Below are 15461 nucleotides of genomic sequence, written 5' to 3'. Positions count from 1 at the left end.
GTTATCGCACGCGCACTTCCACTCGCTTGCCAGCGCGATGCAGCAGCCCAATCAGCTTGTCGGCGCTGAATTTTTCTGTTTTGTGATTGATGATTTCGGAAATGCGAGTACGGGGAATGCCTAACTCGTCAGCCAGCGCCTGCTGCTTGGCGCCGCGCTTGCGCAGCTCCTTCTCGAGTGCAATGAGCAAAGTTTCGCGCACCAGCATGGCGGCAGCCTCGTCAGGCGGGAAACCAAGGTCTTCAAATACATTGCCGCTGCTAACGGTCATTTTCTCGGTCATATCAACCTCCGATTTGCTTGAAGCGCTGCTGCCCAAGCGCTATGTCTTTGGGGCTAGTGGTCTGCGTCTTCTTGCGGAAAGCGTGCAGGATATAGATCGCGTTGCCAATGTTGGTGACGTAGAAAGCGCGAAATTCGCCGTTCACGTGGATTCGTACCTCGCGCACACCTGGCCCGACGGTTTTCATGGGCTTCCAGTCATGGGCTTCCAGTCATCTGGGTCCATTCCGTGCTGTAGGCGCAGAATCTGCCGGCCCATCACGCGGCGCGCGGATTCGGGGAAGGTGCGGAGATCGTCGAGGCTGCTGCCCATGAAGATAACCGTTTGCATATCGGCTACGTACAAAATTCACGACATTTTGTCAAGAATTTTGTACATGCCGCCAATGTGGATTAGGTTAGCGCAGCGTAATCCGGCATTTCCTACGATGCGGATTCGTGCACAGCCGGGGCGGCATGATTGGATGCGCTCAAGCGGCTGTGATGCCGCCCATAGCCGACATACACCACCAAGCCCACCAACAACCACAGCCCGAAACGCCAGTACGTGACAGTGGGCAAGCCCCAGATCAGCCAGCAGGAAAAGCCGACACCGATGATGGGCACGAGTGGAACGAGTGGCGTGCGGAAGGGGCGCGCCAGCTCGGGTTGGCGCCAACGCAGCACGGCTACTGCTGTGCAGATCACGATGAAGGCACTGAGCACGCCGATGTTTACCAGCTTGGCGAGTTCATCCAGCGGAAACAGTCCCGATGCGATCGCTGTCACAGCGCCGAGCAACAGCGTGGTGCGATGGGGCGTGTGCCAGCGCGGATGCACCTTGGCGAACCAGCCCGGCAGCAGGCCATCGCGCGATAACGCGAACCAGATGCGCGCGCCGGCCAGCAGGTTGGCGAAGATCACGCTGGTGATGCCGCAGATCGACGCCAGCGAGATCGCCACCATCACTTGCGGCATGCCGATGGCGCTGAACGCGCTTGCGACAGGAGCAGGCGTATCCAGCGTGGTGTACGGCACGATGCCGGTCAGCACCAGGCAGATGGCGAAGTAAAGCAGCATCGCAATGCCCAGCGACAACAGCACGGCGCGCGGCAGATCGCGTTGCGGATTACGCGATTCCTCCGCGGCCGTGGTAAGCATGTCGTAACCGAACACCGCAAAGAACACTACCGCGGCACCGGTCACCACGCCGTGCACGCCGAATGGCATGAAGGGATGCCAGCGCTCGGGTTTTACGTAAGCGACGCCGGCCACCACGATGCCCGCTGCCGCAGCGATCTTGATGGCCACGATGGTGGTGTTGAAACGCGCGCCCCACTGCATGCGCATCGCCAGCAAGGCGGTAATCGCCACCGATACCACCACGGCGGGAAGATTGAACAAGCGTCCTGGTGCGCTACCGTAAGCGCCTTGCGCCCACACCGGCAACGGAATGCCTGCTGCATCCAGCAGCGCTTGCACGTAACCCGACCAGCCCACCGCGACGACGGCGGCGATCAAGGCGTATTCCAGTAGCAGATCCCAGCCGATCACCCAGCCGGCGAATTCGCCGAGCACGGCATAGCCGTAGGTGTATGCACTGCCGGAGACGGGAATGAGCCCGGAGAACTCGGCATAGCACAGCGCCGCGGCCCCGCTGGCGATGCCTGCGAGCAGGAACGAGAGCACCACGGCAGGCCCTGCTTGCGTGGCGGCGACAGTGCCGGTCAACACGAAGATGCCCACGCCGATGATGCCGCCGAGGCCGATCGCGGTGAGTTGCCATAAACCGAGTACGCGACGCAGTCCGCTGCGTTCGCCGGTTTCCTGTTGCATGGCCGCGACGGATTTGCGGCGGGTCATGTCGGTGATGAGGCTCATGTGTTGCTCCCCCGGATTCCACTTATCTCGCGAAAAAGGCCAAATCTCCGTCATCCCAGCGAAAGCTGGGATCCAGTGACTTTCAAAGCGTCAAAGGCACTGGATTCCTCGCTCCTCAAAGCCGAGCACATCCATGTGCTCTCCCCGCGTGCCAGCTTTCGCTGGAATGACGGCATGCGATAGACATAGGCTGACGATCACTACTGCTGCGCATACGGCGACTTCCCCCCATCCGCAATGAATTGATTGATCCGCTTGTGCAACACCGGCAGTGGCACTGAACCTGTCGACAGCACCGCATCATGGAATGCACGGATATCGAATTTATCCCCCAGCGCCTCTTCAGCCCGCGCACGATCCTGGCGTATCTCAAGCTCGCCGAGGTAATACGACAAAGCTTGCCCTGGCCACGCGATATAGCGATCCACTTCGGTATCGATTTCGTGCTCGGCCAGCGCGGTGTTCTGGCGCAGATATTCGCGCGCCTGCTCGCGCGTCCAGTGCATGTGATGCAAACCGGTATCCACCACCAACCGCGCCGCACGCCAGGCCTGGTAGCTCAAGTAACCGAACTGATCGTACGGCGTCTTGTATATGCCCATCTCCTGGCCCAGGTATTCGCAATACAAGGCCCAGCCTTCACCATAAGCGGAGATGTAGGTATAGCGGCGAAAATCCGGCAGACCCTTCAATTCAGCGGCGAGCGGCATCTGCAACGCATGGCCGGGTGAGGATTCGTGCAAGGTGAGTGCGGGCAGCGAATAAAGCGGGCGGGAGGGCAGGTCGTACGTGTTGACCAGATAAATGCCGGGGCCGCCACGTCCACCGGTATAGATCGGCGCGAGATCCGCCGGCACCGGTTTGATCGTAAAGCGCCGCCGCGGCAGGCGACCGATGTAGTTGCCTACTACGCCATCGACTTCCTTGGCGATCCATGCCGCCTCTTTCAGCAACTCATCCGGCGTCTTCGCATAAAAGCGCGGATCGGTGCGCAGGAATTGCAGAAAATCGGCAAAGCTGCCCTTGAAGCCAGTCTGCTTGATGATGTCCAGCATCTGCTGATGGATGCTGGCCATTTCCTTCAGGCCCAAGGCGTGAATGTCATCGGGGCTCATATCCAGCGTGGTGAATTGGCGAATCCGCGACTGGTAAAACGCCTTGCCGTCCGATAAATCCTCCGCCGCGGTGCTGCTGCGGGCATGCGGGAAATAGTCGTTGTGCATGAACGTCAGCAGTTTGGCGTAAGCGGGAATCACATCCTGCTGGATCGCGGCCAAAGCCTGTTTGCGCAAGGCGTCTTGTTGTGCAGCGGGGATGGTCGCCGGCATCTGCTTGAACGGTGTGTAGAACAGGTTTTGCTCGCCCTGCGCATCGGCCACGGCGGAAATGGATTGATCGCGCCCTTGCAGAATGATTTTCGGTTGCGTGAAGCCGCGCGTCAGGCCCAGGCGCATGTTGGCGATCTCGTCGTCGAAGTAGCGTGGTATATCGTGCAACTTGCCCAGGTAGTTTTGATAATCCTTGACCGTGACGAAGTTGCCGCGTGCACTGAAGCCGAGGTCGCTCCAGAACGCGGAGTCGGCGTTGAACGGCATTTGCCAGGTCTTGAATTGCTGGTTCGCCAGCAGTGTTTCGATCTGCTGCTGGTAGACCTCGTCGTTGAGCTGGTCTTCCTGGCTGAGTTTTGATTCGGGAATGGTCTTGAGTTGCGTGAGCACCCCGGACCAATAGTGTTCGCGCATCGCCTGCGTAGCGGCATCGACTTTTGGCAAGTGAGCGGACGCTTTGCCGTTGCTGTCTTCGTCATCGCCACCGGCGTATTGCTGCTGGCGCCATTGCCATTCGCGGGTGTAGAGGGCGTGGAAGGCTTGGGTTGGGTTTGGTGTTGATGATTCTGCCTGTGCCGTAACGTAGAGTGTCGCGAGGCTGCATGCGAGCAGGACTGTCTTCAATCGCGGCCTGCAGATGTGCGATGGACGTAGGCGCTCCCTCACGGCCGTCATTCCCGCGAAAGCGGGAATCCATCTCCAGCCATGCATCAGAGCAACATGGACTCCCGCTTTCGCGGGAATGACGGCGGTGGAGGTAACTTTCATCATCACGAATGTCCTCACCTGCGGTAAGTCGCTGGGCCCCGGCTTTCGCCGGAGCGACGAGCGATCGAGTTATTCCTGGCCAATATCTCCATCCGTCCAGCGTCCATCCACCAGACGCTGCACGCCGCCCGGATTGCGGTTGTGCAGCTCCACCGGCAGCAACGCTTCGGGCACATTGTCGTAACTGTGCAAGGCACTGAAGCGCCGGATCGACGCCGGCATGCCCACCGACGTGAAGCCTGGATGGCTGGTGCTCGGATACGGCCCACCGTGATTCATCGCCGCGCTGACGGCAACGCCAGTCGGCATCTTGTTGGCGATCAGCCGGCCCACTTTGTTGCGCAAGACCGGTGCGAGCGCTTGCCACGCGCCATCGTCGCTACCGTCCGCGGAACGATAGATCGTGCCGGTGAGGTTGCCTTCGAACGACGCGGCAATACGCTGCATGCTCGCCAGATCCTTCGCGCGAATGATCAGGCTGACGGGACCGAACGCTTCAGCCTGCAAACTCTCCGCATGGGCGAGGAACGTGTCATCGTCCACATTGAGCAAGGTCGGCTGGAAACGATAGCCGTCGCCAACGCTGCCACCCGTGAGCGCTTGTGCACCGGCGGCGCGTAAATCATTCACCGCACGTGCGAGGTTTTGCTGTACGCCGCGCGAGAACAGCACTTTGGGGTCGGCTTCGGCAAACAGCTTTTTTGCTGCCGTCACGAATGCGTCGCCCTGTTCGCCTTTGGGTGCGATCACCACGCCGGGATTGGTGCAGAACTGTCCGCTGCCCATCGTGCAAGATGCAAAGAACTCCTGCGCCAGCACCTCGCCGCGTTCGCTCAATGCGCCCGGCAACAGGAATACCGGATTGATGCTGGAAAGCTCTGCATAGATCGGCACGCCAGCCTTGTCCGCCGCCGCTTTCAGTGCAAGACCACCGTTGCGGCTGCCGGTGAAACCGATCGCGCCAAGACGCGCATCACCCGCCCAGGCAAGGCCAAGCGCGTTATCGAAGTGATAAAGCATCTGCACCGCTGCGGCCGGCAGACCTGCTTCGAGCAACGCTGTATGCGCCAGTTGCGCCAGGCGTTGGCTGGTGGCCGGATGCGACGGATGTGCCTTGGCGATCACTGGATTGCACGCGGCGATCGCGGAGGCGAAATCGCTGCCGGCAATGGCGTTGAACGCGAACGGGAAATTGTTCGGTCCGAACACCAGCACCGGTTTGCCGAGCGGTGCGCGATGCGCACGCAGACCGGCTTGCGTATCGATCACCGGATCGGTCCATGCGTAGTCGCGCACGGCTTGCGCGGCGAGGCGCAACTGGTTGCTGGTGCGCGGCAATTCCACCGAGCGCAGGCGTGGCTCGACCGGCAACGCCGTTTCCGCATGCGCCAACGCAACCAGGCAATCGCCGTCGGCCTCGATGGCGGCGGCGTAGCGTTCCAGGAAGTCGGCGATCTGCGTGGGCGGCGCCGCACACAACGTATCGGCAGCATCGATGGCGGCGCGCATGGCCGCTTCGATATCGGCATCGCCGCTGATGGGAAACGCAGGGCCGATCGCTTCGGCATGCGCGGGATCTTCCGCGCGGAAACTGCCGTGCGCATCAAGGGATGCGCACCAGCGTCCGCCGATCAAGATGGGTTCAAGCGTGCCCATGTCAGATGGCCGGCTTGTTCGCGACGGCGTGATCGATGATCTTCAATGCCATCTCGCGTTCGGCGCCTGCCACCGGCAAGCGCGGTGCGCGCACGCGTTCGCTGCCCATGCCGGTTTTGTCCTGCACCAGCTTGATCAGCTGCACGAAGGTCGGCACGGTGTCCAGGCGCAGCAGCGGCAGGAACCACTTGTACAGCGATTCGGCGGCTTTCGGGCCACCGTCGCGCGCGAGTTCGTAAAGCTTCACCGATTCCTTCGGATATGCATTCACCAAGCCGGCGATCCAACCCACCGCACCCATCGCCACGCCTTCGACGATGGCATCGTCCATACCAACCAGCAGTTGCAGACGATCGCCGAGCAGGCTGCGAATGCCGGCGAAGCGGCGCACGTCGCCTGAGGATTCCTTCACCGCTTGCAGGTTGGGAAATTCCTTGGCGAGTTCCGCGATCTGCGTCGGCGAGAAATCGGTCTTGTAGGCGACCGGGTTGTTGTACAGCATGCACGGCAAGTCGGTGGCGGCGATGATGGCGCGCACGTGCGCACCCATCTCGCGCCAATCGGTGGAATACACATACGGCGGCAGCACCATCAGGCCGCCGCAGCCGATCGCCTTGGCTTCCTTGGCCAGCTGCACCGCTTCGCGCGTGGAGAGCGAGGCGATGCCGGGAATCACCGGTGCGCGGCCGTCCAGTGCTTTCACCAGCGTGCGCAGGATGTCGAGCTTTTCGTCGAAGCTCAGCGTGGCCGCTTCACCCAATGAACCGAGCGGCACGATGCCACGGCAGCCGGCATCGATCATCTGCTTGGCGTGCGTCGCAAGAAAGGCGTGATCGACCTGGTCGTCGACGGTGAACGGCGTGGTGATGGCCGGTAGAACGCCATGCCACATGGTTGCGTTGCTCATGAGATGGATCCTTCAGTGTCGGAGGAGGAAGCGAATTCGCCCAGCGTCGCGAGCCGGGCGGGAAACAGGGGCGGGCGTTGCCCGCTGCGCGGAAACAGGCCGAGTTCGGCGAGCGCGGTGCCGCACACGCGGCCTTGGCAGGCGCCCATGCCGCAGCGCGTGGCGAGCTTGGCGCTGCGGGCCTCGTCGTAATCCTTGAGTGCCTGCAGCGGGACGTCTTCGCAGCGGCAGATCAAGGTGTCGGGTTCTGCCAGATCGTGGATGTATGGATCGAGTTTGAAGTGCTTGCGTAACGCGATGGCGAACTTGCGTGCGTGGCGTTGCTGCTGCAGCAGCGCGGCGCCGATGGTGCCGCCTGACGCTGCGATGCCGGCGATGCGCCCTTCCACCCACGCGCAGTCGCGCCCGCCGATGCCGCACAGTTCACCGGCGGCATAGACATTGGCAATGTTCGTGCGTTGCGAGGCATCGACCTGCACGCAGGGATGCGCGCCTTCCTGCGTCATCGCGCAACCGAGCATGTGCGCGAGTTCCACGTTCGGTACCAGGCCGTAACCGATGGCCAGTTGTTCGCATTCGATGCGTTGCATGCCGCGCGGACCGTCCACTTCGATGCATTCCAATGCGCGCTCGCCGAGTGCGCGCGTGACGATGCTGCCGTAGTGGTAGGGAATGCCTGCCAGCTGGCTGCGCAGCGCCGCCGCTTGCAGTGCTTTGCCGGGCCAGCGCCACAGCTTGCGTGCAAAAGCATGCACGGCGGTTTGGTTCGCCTGTTCGTAAATGCCCAGCACGCGCGCGCCGTGCCGCTTTGCCGTGACGGCAGCAGCAAATAGCAACGGACCGCTGCCGGCGATCACCACGCGGCGTCCGTCGAGTGGCCAGCCTTGCTTGGCCAGTGCCTGCAAGCCACCGGCGCCGGTCACGCCTGGCAAGGTCCAGCCGGGGAAGGGCAGTAACAGTTCGCGTGCGCCGGTGGCAAGGATCAATGCGCCATACGCGATGCGCAGGGCTTGCCGTTCGTTTTGCAGCAGCAGTTCGTTTTGTTCCGCAGCGATCACTTGTGTCTGCGGCATCCACGTCATGTTGGGATGGCTAAGTACCTTGGTGATGACGCGTTCGGCGCGCTGCGGCCAGCCGTGTTGGAAATCCTTGCGCCACACCTGCCCGCCGGCGGTGGCTTGCGCATCGAGCCAGGCGACGCGCGCGTTCTGTGCGAGCGCGGCTTGTGCAGCAGCCAAGCCTCCGGGGCCTGCACCCACGATCACGATGTCGTAGCGCTCAGCCATCGGTGATCACCTGCATGCCCTCACGCACCGGCGTCATGCACGCGCGTTGTTGCGCGACGCCGTCGATGCGTACGCGGCATTCGAAACAGATGCCCATGCCGCAGAACGGCGCGCGCATTTGCCCGCTGACCGAGCGCCGCATCGATGGCCGGAATCGAGCAATCGCCGCCGCCACGCTGATGCCGGCGGGCACGTCGAGCACTTGTCCATTGATGTCGATCCGTACCTGCGTCATACGCATGCCACGGCGCGCGCCGGATCGTAAGGGCGCGAATCGATCGCCGTAGCGCGACCCAGGTATTGATCGATCACCAGCCGCGCGCTGCCCAGCGAGGTGGTGATGCCCAAGCCTTCGTGACCGGAGGCAACCCAAACATGGGCGTTGTCCGGCAAGCGACCCAGGTACGGCAGGCCATCGGCGCTCACCGGACGAAAGCCGGTCCAGATGCGCAAGGCATCCAATTGGCGCAATGCCGGCAGATAGCGGAAGGTACGTTCCAGCATGCGTCGGACCGTCGGCATCGATACGTCTGGCGTGTTGCTGCTGTACTCGCGCGACGAGCCGATCAGAATCTGTCCGGTCGGGCGCGGCTGCACGTTGAAGGCGACACTGCTGTCCGCATCGCCGTGCGCACTGTCGGCGTAGCCGAGTTCCAGCAATTGATGGTGGATCAGGCCAGGATAGCGATCAGTGATCACCAGATGCCCTTTGCGCGCGCGCATCGGCAGTTGCGGCAACAGCTGGGGCAGCGCGCAACCGGTGGCGACCAGCACGGCGCCGGCCAATCCGGTTCGATCATCCAGTTGCACACCTTGGCGAGTGATGGCGGTGGCGCGTTGTGCATACAGCACTACACCACGCGCACGCGCGCGATCAAGCAGATGACGCGCCATGCCCGGCGGATACACCACCGCTTCGCGCGGCACGCGCATGCCGCCGCGCAAGCCGGGCGCAAGCGACGGTTCAAGGCGGTAGAGCTGTTCGCTATCGATCAGTTCGGCTTGCGCACCCACCGCGGCGAGACGCGCGATTTTTTCCGGAATATGCGCGTATTCGGCCTCGCTGCTGGCCACCCACAAGGTGCCGCAGCGGTTGTATTCGATCTGTTCGACGTGAGTGAACTCTTCCCACAAGCCCAGCGAATAATTCGCCAGCGCCAGTTCGGCGGGATCATCATCCATCGCCACCAGATGGCCCATGGCTGCTGCGGTGGCACCGCCGCCGATCGGGCCGGGTTCGACGATCGCCACGCGCAGGCCCTGCTCGCTGGCGTAGTCCGCGCAAGCAGTGCCGACGATGCCTGCGCCGACAATGATCAGGTCGTAACTCTTCACGCGGTGCCGATACCCCGAACTCCAATACCCCGAACTCCAACACCCCAGGCGAGCGGATCGTTTGCATCATCGATCAGCAACTGGCCGCGCATCGTGACGTGCGCACTGCCCGTGATACGTGGCAGCACGCCGCGTGTGCCCGGCGTGTATTGCGCTTCGAACACGCTGTCGAGAATACCGGCCTGCCGCCACACCTGGCCCGGCGCGAGTTTGCCGTCGGCCGCCAGGCACGCGACCTTGGCGCTGGTGCCGGTACCGCAGGGCGAGCGGTCGTAAGCCAGGCCGGGACACAGCACGAAGTTGCGCGCATCGGCATCGTCTTGCGTGGAAGGTGCGTTGATTTCGATGTGGTCGATCTCGCTATCGGCGCCGCGAATGTTGGCCGCTTCCAATGCCAGACGAATCGCTTCGGTGTACACCGTCAACGCGCGCTGGTTGGCGAGCGTGAGCGGCAGCGGCGTGTCGTTGCTGATGAAGAACCAGTTGCCGCCCCAGGCGACGTCGCCCTTCACCTTGCCGTAGCCGGGCACGTCCAGTTCGACGTCTTTGGCGTGGCGATAACTTTCGACGTTGTCGATCGACACGCGGCCGTCATCGTGCAATTGGATGCCAACCATGCCGACCGGCGTTTCGAGTTTATGCTTGCCGGGTGCAATGCGCCCGAGATGATGCAGCGTGCGGATCAACCCGATGGTGCCGTGGCCGCACATGCCGAGATACCCAACGTTGTTGAAATAGATCACCCCGGCGCACGCCGATGGATCGGTCGGCTGCAACAGCAGCGCGCCGACCATCGTGTCCGAGCCACGCGGCTCGCAGGCAATCGCCTGGCGCCAGTGATCGTAGCGGTCGCGGAACAGGTCGCGGCGTTCAGCCAGCGAGCCGTTGCCAAGGTCCGGAAAGCCGGCAAGCACGACCCGGGTGGGTTCGCCGCCGGTATGCGAATCGATGAAGTCGATGGTGTGCATGGACGCATCTTGGTCGTTGTGCGCTGCGAGCGTCTAGAAGAGCTTGCGGGACGAGAATGCGGAATTCTGCACAATGGGGATGCATCGGAGAGGCGATGGATGCTGTCGGGATCGGCATGTAATCGATCCAATGATTATGTGGTGACAATGCTGGGCGCTGCATATTCCAAGCGCGCTGGAATGACGGTGTCCGCGTAGGCTGGGATGCAATCCCAGCATTTGTCGGCATGGCGATGCTGGGATTGCATCCCAGGCTACTATGTCGATTCAGGGGTGCCCGGCGCAGCGTGCCAAGACACAGGTCCCTACCTTTGGCCCCGCCTGCGCTTGGCCTTCGGCCCGATTTGTGCTTGTCTAGCGGGCTCTACCGCCCAGCCTTGAAGGAAGACGATAGGTGCTGCTGCTGCAAACGAATCCCTTTCCCCGCACGATCGAGGTGCCTTCTATCGCTGGAGGCGAACCGGTCACGCGCGGCAAGGGGGGCACGAACCGGCAGGAAGTGACCCAGCGGGTCTACCTGTGCGCGCCGGCCGCGTTCCGGGCGCGCCGCATGGGCGGTGGCGGCCAGAAGATCGTGATCGCAGCGCCTTGCGGTTGGGCTGCGCAGCGGCGCATTACGCAGCGGCATCAACACGCTGCCATCGGTTTCTCCGGATTGAGCACCTTGCCTGCGTGGCAGGCGAAATTCTCGTTCGAAACCCCGCAGTGGCTGCCGGCCGTCAGACAGCAGACCCAGACCTACCGCGTACCGATCATCGGTGGCCTGGGGCTGGTGGCCGGCACGGCAGCGGTGGCGATCGGCATGCATGCATGGCACGGCCACGCGCGCGCGCCGCTTGCGCTGAAATCTACGCACGCGGCGGAACCGCTGATTGCAGCGGCACCGGCGGCACCGCACATGTTGTTTGCGCATGTGACGGGTGAGGTTGCAAACGTGCCGGCGCGGCGGACGGCGTTGAGTGCGTCTACAGCCACGCCAAAGACCACGCTGGGCCTTGCCAGCGACGGCACCATCGTCGTGGTGGCAGAACCGCGTGTCGTGCGCGCCGGCAGTTTCAATTTGGACATCACTTCGCCAGGCAGCCTGTGGGCAAAGGCCGGTGCGCGCTATCGCATCGATCCGGTGCTGATCTACGCCGTCGCGCTGGTGGAAACACGCGGCACGCAACCGGATGGTTCGGTGGCGCCCAGCCCATGGGTGGTGCGCATCAACGGCCATTTGCACATCGGCTCGCGCGCGGACACCGAACACGCGATCGAACTGGCGCATCTGCTCGCCGCGCCGGTGCAGGACGTCGGCATCATGCAGGTGTATTACCCCGTGCATCGCGATCTCGAACCCGATCCGATCGCCTTGCTCAATCCGGTACGCAACATCGAGATCGGCACGCGCCTGCTGCGCAAGGCGATGAACGAAAGCAAGGATCCCGTGCTGCGCATCGGCTACTACCACAGCCATGACGCCACGCTGGCGCGCGGTTACGGCGAGCTGGTGCTGGGTGTGTACAAGGAATTGAAGCTGGCGATGGGCCGCTCGCCTTCACAAGCCGTAGCGCTGGCATCGGCAAAGGCCAACACGGAGCACGCTCCCCCGTAGGCTGGGGTGCGAACCCCAACAGCGTATGGCCACATTATGTTGGGGTTCGCACCCCAACCTACGGAACCCGCCGAGTGCGGGTTTTTTTATGCGCCCCAGATTTTGTGCCTGATTCTGCGCCGAGACCGATGCAATTTGATCTAGCTAATAAAAACTAAAAGTAAATAAATGGTGCTGCCTTTCCTTGCGAAAGGCTTCGATCAAAAAAACAGCCAAGCATTTCGAGCAGGCCCATTATTCGAGAGGGGAGGGGTTTATGTTGAACCACGAAACGTGGCGGCGCGGTCGTGCCGGTCGCAACGGCACACAGCGCTTTGAAGAAAACGCACGACGCAAGCGTCTTGCGTTGTGCACGATGGCCGCGTTGGCCATCGCCGGCAGTTACTACGCCGCACCAAGTTACGCACAGAACATCACCGGCGGATTGCATGGCACGGCGACACCGGGTGCGACGATCGTCATCACGTCGCCATCCCAGGGTTTCAGCAAGACATTGGCGGCAGACAGCAAGGGTGATTACAACCTCAGTCAGCTCAATCCCGGCACTTACGTCGTTACGGTGAGCAAGGGTGGCAGCGAGATCGGCAGTGCCTCGGTGCAGGTGAAGCCGAACATCACGGCGACGGTGCCGGGACTTGGCGCCGCGACGTCGAGTACACAGGCGACCTCGCTCGGCACGATCACGGTTTCGGCATCGTCGTTGTTGACGGTCACTACGCCGATCGACGTCACCACACCCGAATTGATCAACAACTACAGCGCAGAACTGACGCACGATCTGCCGATCGACCAGAACAATCTGTATAGCGTTTATGCGCTGCAATCCAGTGCAAAGAGCTTCGGTGGCTACTATCAGGTCAACGGCGCCAGCGTGGCCGAGAACCGTACCTACTTCAACGAATTCGATACCAACTACGACGTCACCGGACTTTCGGGCATTACGTTTCCGCAGGATGCGGTGGCCGACACGCAACTGATCAACGGCAGCGGTGGACTGGCCTGGACCAGCACCACCGGCGGCATTATCTCGGCCACGTTGAAGCAGGGCAGCAACGATTTCCATGCCGGCTATACCGCCACGTTTACGCCACCGACGTCGAGCCTGCTCAATCCACAGGGCGATGACGTCACCTATCTTTCGCCGAATGGAAAGCGGACATATTCGCTGTATCAATCCGCCAACCACATCGGTTCGCAGCTGACGCAGGACATCTGGGCCTCCGGTGCGATCATCAAGGACAAGCTGTTCTTCTTCGCGCTGCTGGGCAACACGCCATCATTGTCGAGATCGTGGACGTACGGTTCCAACACGGCCACCGCGTATGCGAGCCGCGACAAGAACGCGATGGTCAACCTCACCTGGAACATCACCACCAATCAAAGCTTGAACGTGGCGGCCGCGAAGGATTGGGCGACGTCGTCGAGCAACCTGTATCAGCTCGCGCAGTCTTATCAGCCATCGTCGCTGACGGGGGCTCCCAGCTGGTCCGGCGATGCGCACACGCAAAAGCTGTTGATTGGCAACTATCACTGGCGCATTACCGACGATCTCACGCTGCGCGTGATGGGTGGCTACACGCGGCTCGACGTGCCGTCTTTCGATGCGTCCGGCCCTGATGCGCCTTACGTGAGCATTTACGATTACAACACCAACAACACTTCGTACTACGGCCCGAGTTCGTACAACGCGCCGAATGATTACTACTACGCCCGCCACGGCTATAAGGCGGACCTCAACTGGACCATCGGCGATCACACCATCACCGTTGGTGGCGATCGCTACTTCAACAACTTCCATTTCGTGCCGTACTGGCGGCCGGACTGGGGCTATACGCTCAACGATCCATCAAGCAGTTTGCAGAACGGCTCGCCGGTACCACCGGGTGGCAACTACGTTGAATTCTGGAAAGGCTATTTCGGCGGCAATTTCGGCAGCGTGGAAGCCGGCGCCTATCTTTACGACACCTGGAAAGTTACCGACACCGTGGTGCTGACCGGCGGCGTGCGCTGGGATCACATGCTCAGCAACGAAGCCGGCGGCAATCCCTTCCTCAACCTTTACCTGCTCTCGCCGCGCATCGGTGCAGCGTGGGATGTGCATGGCGATAGTTCGCTGAAGCTGGGCCTCAACTATGGCGTGTACACCTTGCCGATGCCTTCGGGGCTGAACTATTTCGTCGGCGGCGCCAATTACATTTCCGGCACGTACTACACGTACACGGCAATGGATCCGAGTACGCATGCGCCGCTGGGCTTGACGCAGATCGGCAATCCGGTGGTCTACGAAAACGGCGCGGTGCCTAATCCCGTCGCGCTGTCAAGCCGGAATTTGAGGAACACCTCGCAGCGCAATTTTCAACTCTACGCGCAGCAGCAGCTGACGCCGTCGTGGTCGTTGCTTGGCCAGTTCGACATGAATCGGCTGACGAACATCGTCGACTTCATCAGCGACTCGGCCGGGCAGATCAGCAACTACGTGCGCGCGCATGGTTATCCCAATTATGCGGGGCTCGGTACGGGTGGCATGTTGTTCAATCCTGGGCGGAACATTGTGCTGACCGATTACCTCAACGGCGGTAACCAGCTTGCGAGCATCGTGATTCCCAATGCGTATCTTGGCGTGCCGAAGGCGAGGCGCACTTACTACGACGTGAATTTCCAGCTCGAACATGCCCGGTCGGAACAGGAGCCGTATTACCTCTCGATCAACTACACCTGGGCGCATGCCTACGGCAATGAAGACGGCTACTCCAGCGAGTCGCGTGTCATCTACGGTGATGCCACCAGTTCCAGCGTGCTGCAGACGGCGGGGCGCAGCGGCAACTTCAATTATCCGGAGCTGATACCGGGTTCGTCCGGACCGCTGGCGTCGGATATTCGGCACAAGCTGGTCGTTTCCGGCATCTACTATTGGCAAAGCGGATGGCGTGTGTCGTCGTTGCTGAGTGCGCAGACGGGTGCGCCTTATGGCTGCTTCGGCACGTATCCCAACGCGGCCGCTGTGCAGGCAAATCCGAGCCTTGCCTCGGTCTCGCATTATTGCAACGGCATGCTGGTGCCGTTGAATGGCTTAGGCCGTTATCCCTTCAGTTGGCAATGGGATCTTGGCGTGGGCTATGCGTGGGCGATGGCCGGCCAGCACAAGCTGGATGTGAGTTTAAACATCACCAATGTGACCAATCGCCAGAGCGTGCGGACGCGTTACGTGTCGGCGGATACAGGCAATTTCGGCGGCAATGGCTTGCCGACGCCTGATCCGAGTTTTCTCACCGTTACAGCGCTGCAGGCGCCGCGTGCGACTAATTTGGTGGTGCGTTATACGTTTTGACGCGGTGTTTGTGCGTCTTTATGGGGTGAAAATAATGCTTGATACCCGTCGTCCCGGCGAAAGCCGGGACCCAGTGACTTTTTTAGATCCTCAAAGTCACTGGGCCCCGGCCTTCGCCGGGGCGACGACGTGAGATATTGGATTTG

At 61.6% G+C, this 15461-nt stretch carries 12 protein-coding genes; 2 read left to right on the top strand and 10 right to left on the bottom strand.

What is annotated here, in order from left to right:
* Window position 1: 1 nt before the first annotated feature.
* From VJR68_RS17260 to VJR68_RS17215, 10 genes are all read right to left on the bottom strand, one after another.
* A complete protein-coding gene (locus VJR68_RS17260) occupies window positions 2-283 on the bottom strand; it encodes a helix-turn-helix domain-containing protein (RefSeq protein WP_324149767.1) in 282 nt (93 codons plus the stop codon).
* A gap of 1 nt (window position 284) precedes the next feature.
* Window positions 285-470, bottom strand: a complete 186-nt coding sequence (locus VJR68_RS17255) for a type II toxin-antitoxin system RelE/ParE family toxin (protein ID WP_324149766.1) — start codon at window positions 468-470, stop codon at window positions 285-287.
* 235 nt (window positions 471-705) lie between these two features.
* Complete coding sequence (locus VJR68_RS17250) at window positions 706-2142, bottom strand: amino acid permease (protein WP_324149765.1); 1437 nt, start codon at window positions 2140-2142, stop codon at window positions 706-708.
* A gap of 200 nt (window positions 2143-2342) precedes the next feature.
* Complete coding sequence (locus VJR68_RS17245; RefSeq protein WP_324149764.1) at window positions 2343-4145, bottom strand: DUF885 domain-containing protein; 1803 nt, start codon at window positions 4143-4145, stop codon at window positions 2343-2345.
* Window positions 4146-4307: 162 nt separating this feature from the next.
* Window positions 4308-5894, bottom strand: coding sequence for an aldehyde dehydrogenase (NADP(+)) (locus VJR68_RS17240; RefSeq protein WP_324149762.1), 1587 nt, complete (start codon window positions 5892-5894; stop codon window positions 4308-4310).
* Between the two features lies 1 nt (window position 5895).
* Window positions 5896-6801: a dihydrodipicolinate synthase family protein gene (locus VJR68_RS17235; protein ID WP_324149761.1), complete on the bottom strand. Its 906-nt coding sequence runs from the start codon at window positions 6799-6801 to the stop codon at window positions 5896-5898.
* Window positions 6798-8087: an FAD/NAD(P)-binding oxidoreductase gene (locus VJR68_RS17230; RefSeq protein ID WP_324149760.1), complete on the bottom strand. Its 1290-nt coding sequence runs from the start codon at window positions 8085-8087 to the stop codon at window positions 6798-6800. Before VJR68_RS17230 ends, VJR68_RS17235 begins: the two co-directional genes overlap by 4 nt.
* The gene (locus tag VJR68_RS17225) at window positions 8080-8322 is read right to left on the bottom strand and encodes a (2Fe-2S)-binding protein (protein WP_324149759.1); all 243 of its coding nucleotides are present in this window, start codon (window positions 8320-8322) and stop codon (window positions 8080-8082) included. The genes VJR68_RS17230 and VJR68_RS17225 overlap by 8 nt, the downstream gene beginning before the upstream one ends.
* A complete protein-coding gene (locus tag VJR68_RS17220; protein ID WP_414647811.1) occupies window positions 8319-9470 on the bottom strand; it encodes an NAD(P)/FAD-dependent oxidoreductase in 1152 nt (383 codons plus the stop codon). The genes VJR68_RS17225 and VJR68_RS17220 overlap by 4 nt, the downstream gene beginning before the upstream one ends.
* Entirely contained in the window at window positions 9419-10390 is a 972-nt protein-coding gene (locus tag VJR68_RS17215) for a 4-hydroxyproline epimerase (RefSeq protein ID WP_324149757.1), read from the bottom strand. Before VJR68_RS17215 ends, VJR68_RS17220 begins: the two co-directional genes overlap by 52 nt.
* Window positions 10391-10784: 394 nt before the next feature.
* Between VJR68_RS17215 and VJR68_RS17210 the strand changes: the two genes are divergently transcribed.
* Complete coding sequence (locus tag VJR68_RS17210) at window positions 10785-11987, top strand: transglycosylase SLT domain-containing protein (RefSeq protein WP_324149755.1); 1203 nt, start codon at window positions 10785-10787, stop codon at window positions 11985-11987.
* A gap of 256 nt (window positions 11988-12243) precedes the next feature.
* On the top strand, window positions 12244-15315 hold the full coding sequence (locus VJR68_RS17205; protein WP_324149754.1) for a TonB-dependent receptor: 3072 nt from the start codon (window positions 12244-12246) through the stop codon (window positions 15313-15315).
* The last annotated feature ends 146 nt before the right edge of the window (window positions 15316-15461 follow it).

Source organism: Dyella sp., assembly GCF_035277725.1.
Classification (GTDB): Bacteria; Pseudomonadota; Gammaproteobacteria; order Xanthomonadales; family Rhodanobacteraceae; genus Dyella_B.
Note: the sequence above shows the minus strand (reverse complement) of the source record. Positions and strands in the feature narration are given on the sequence as shown.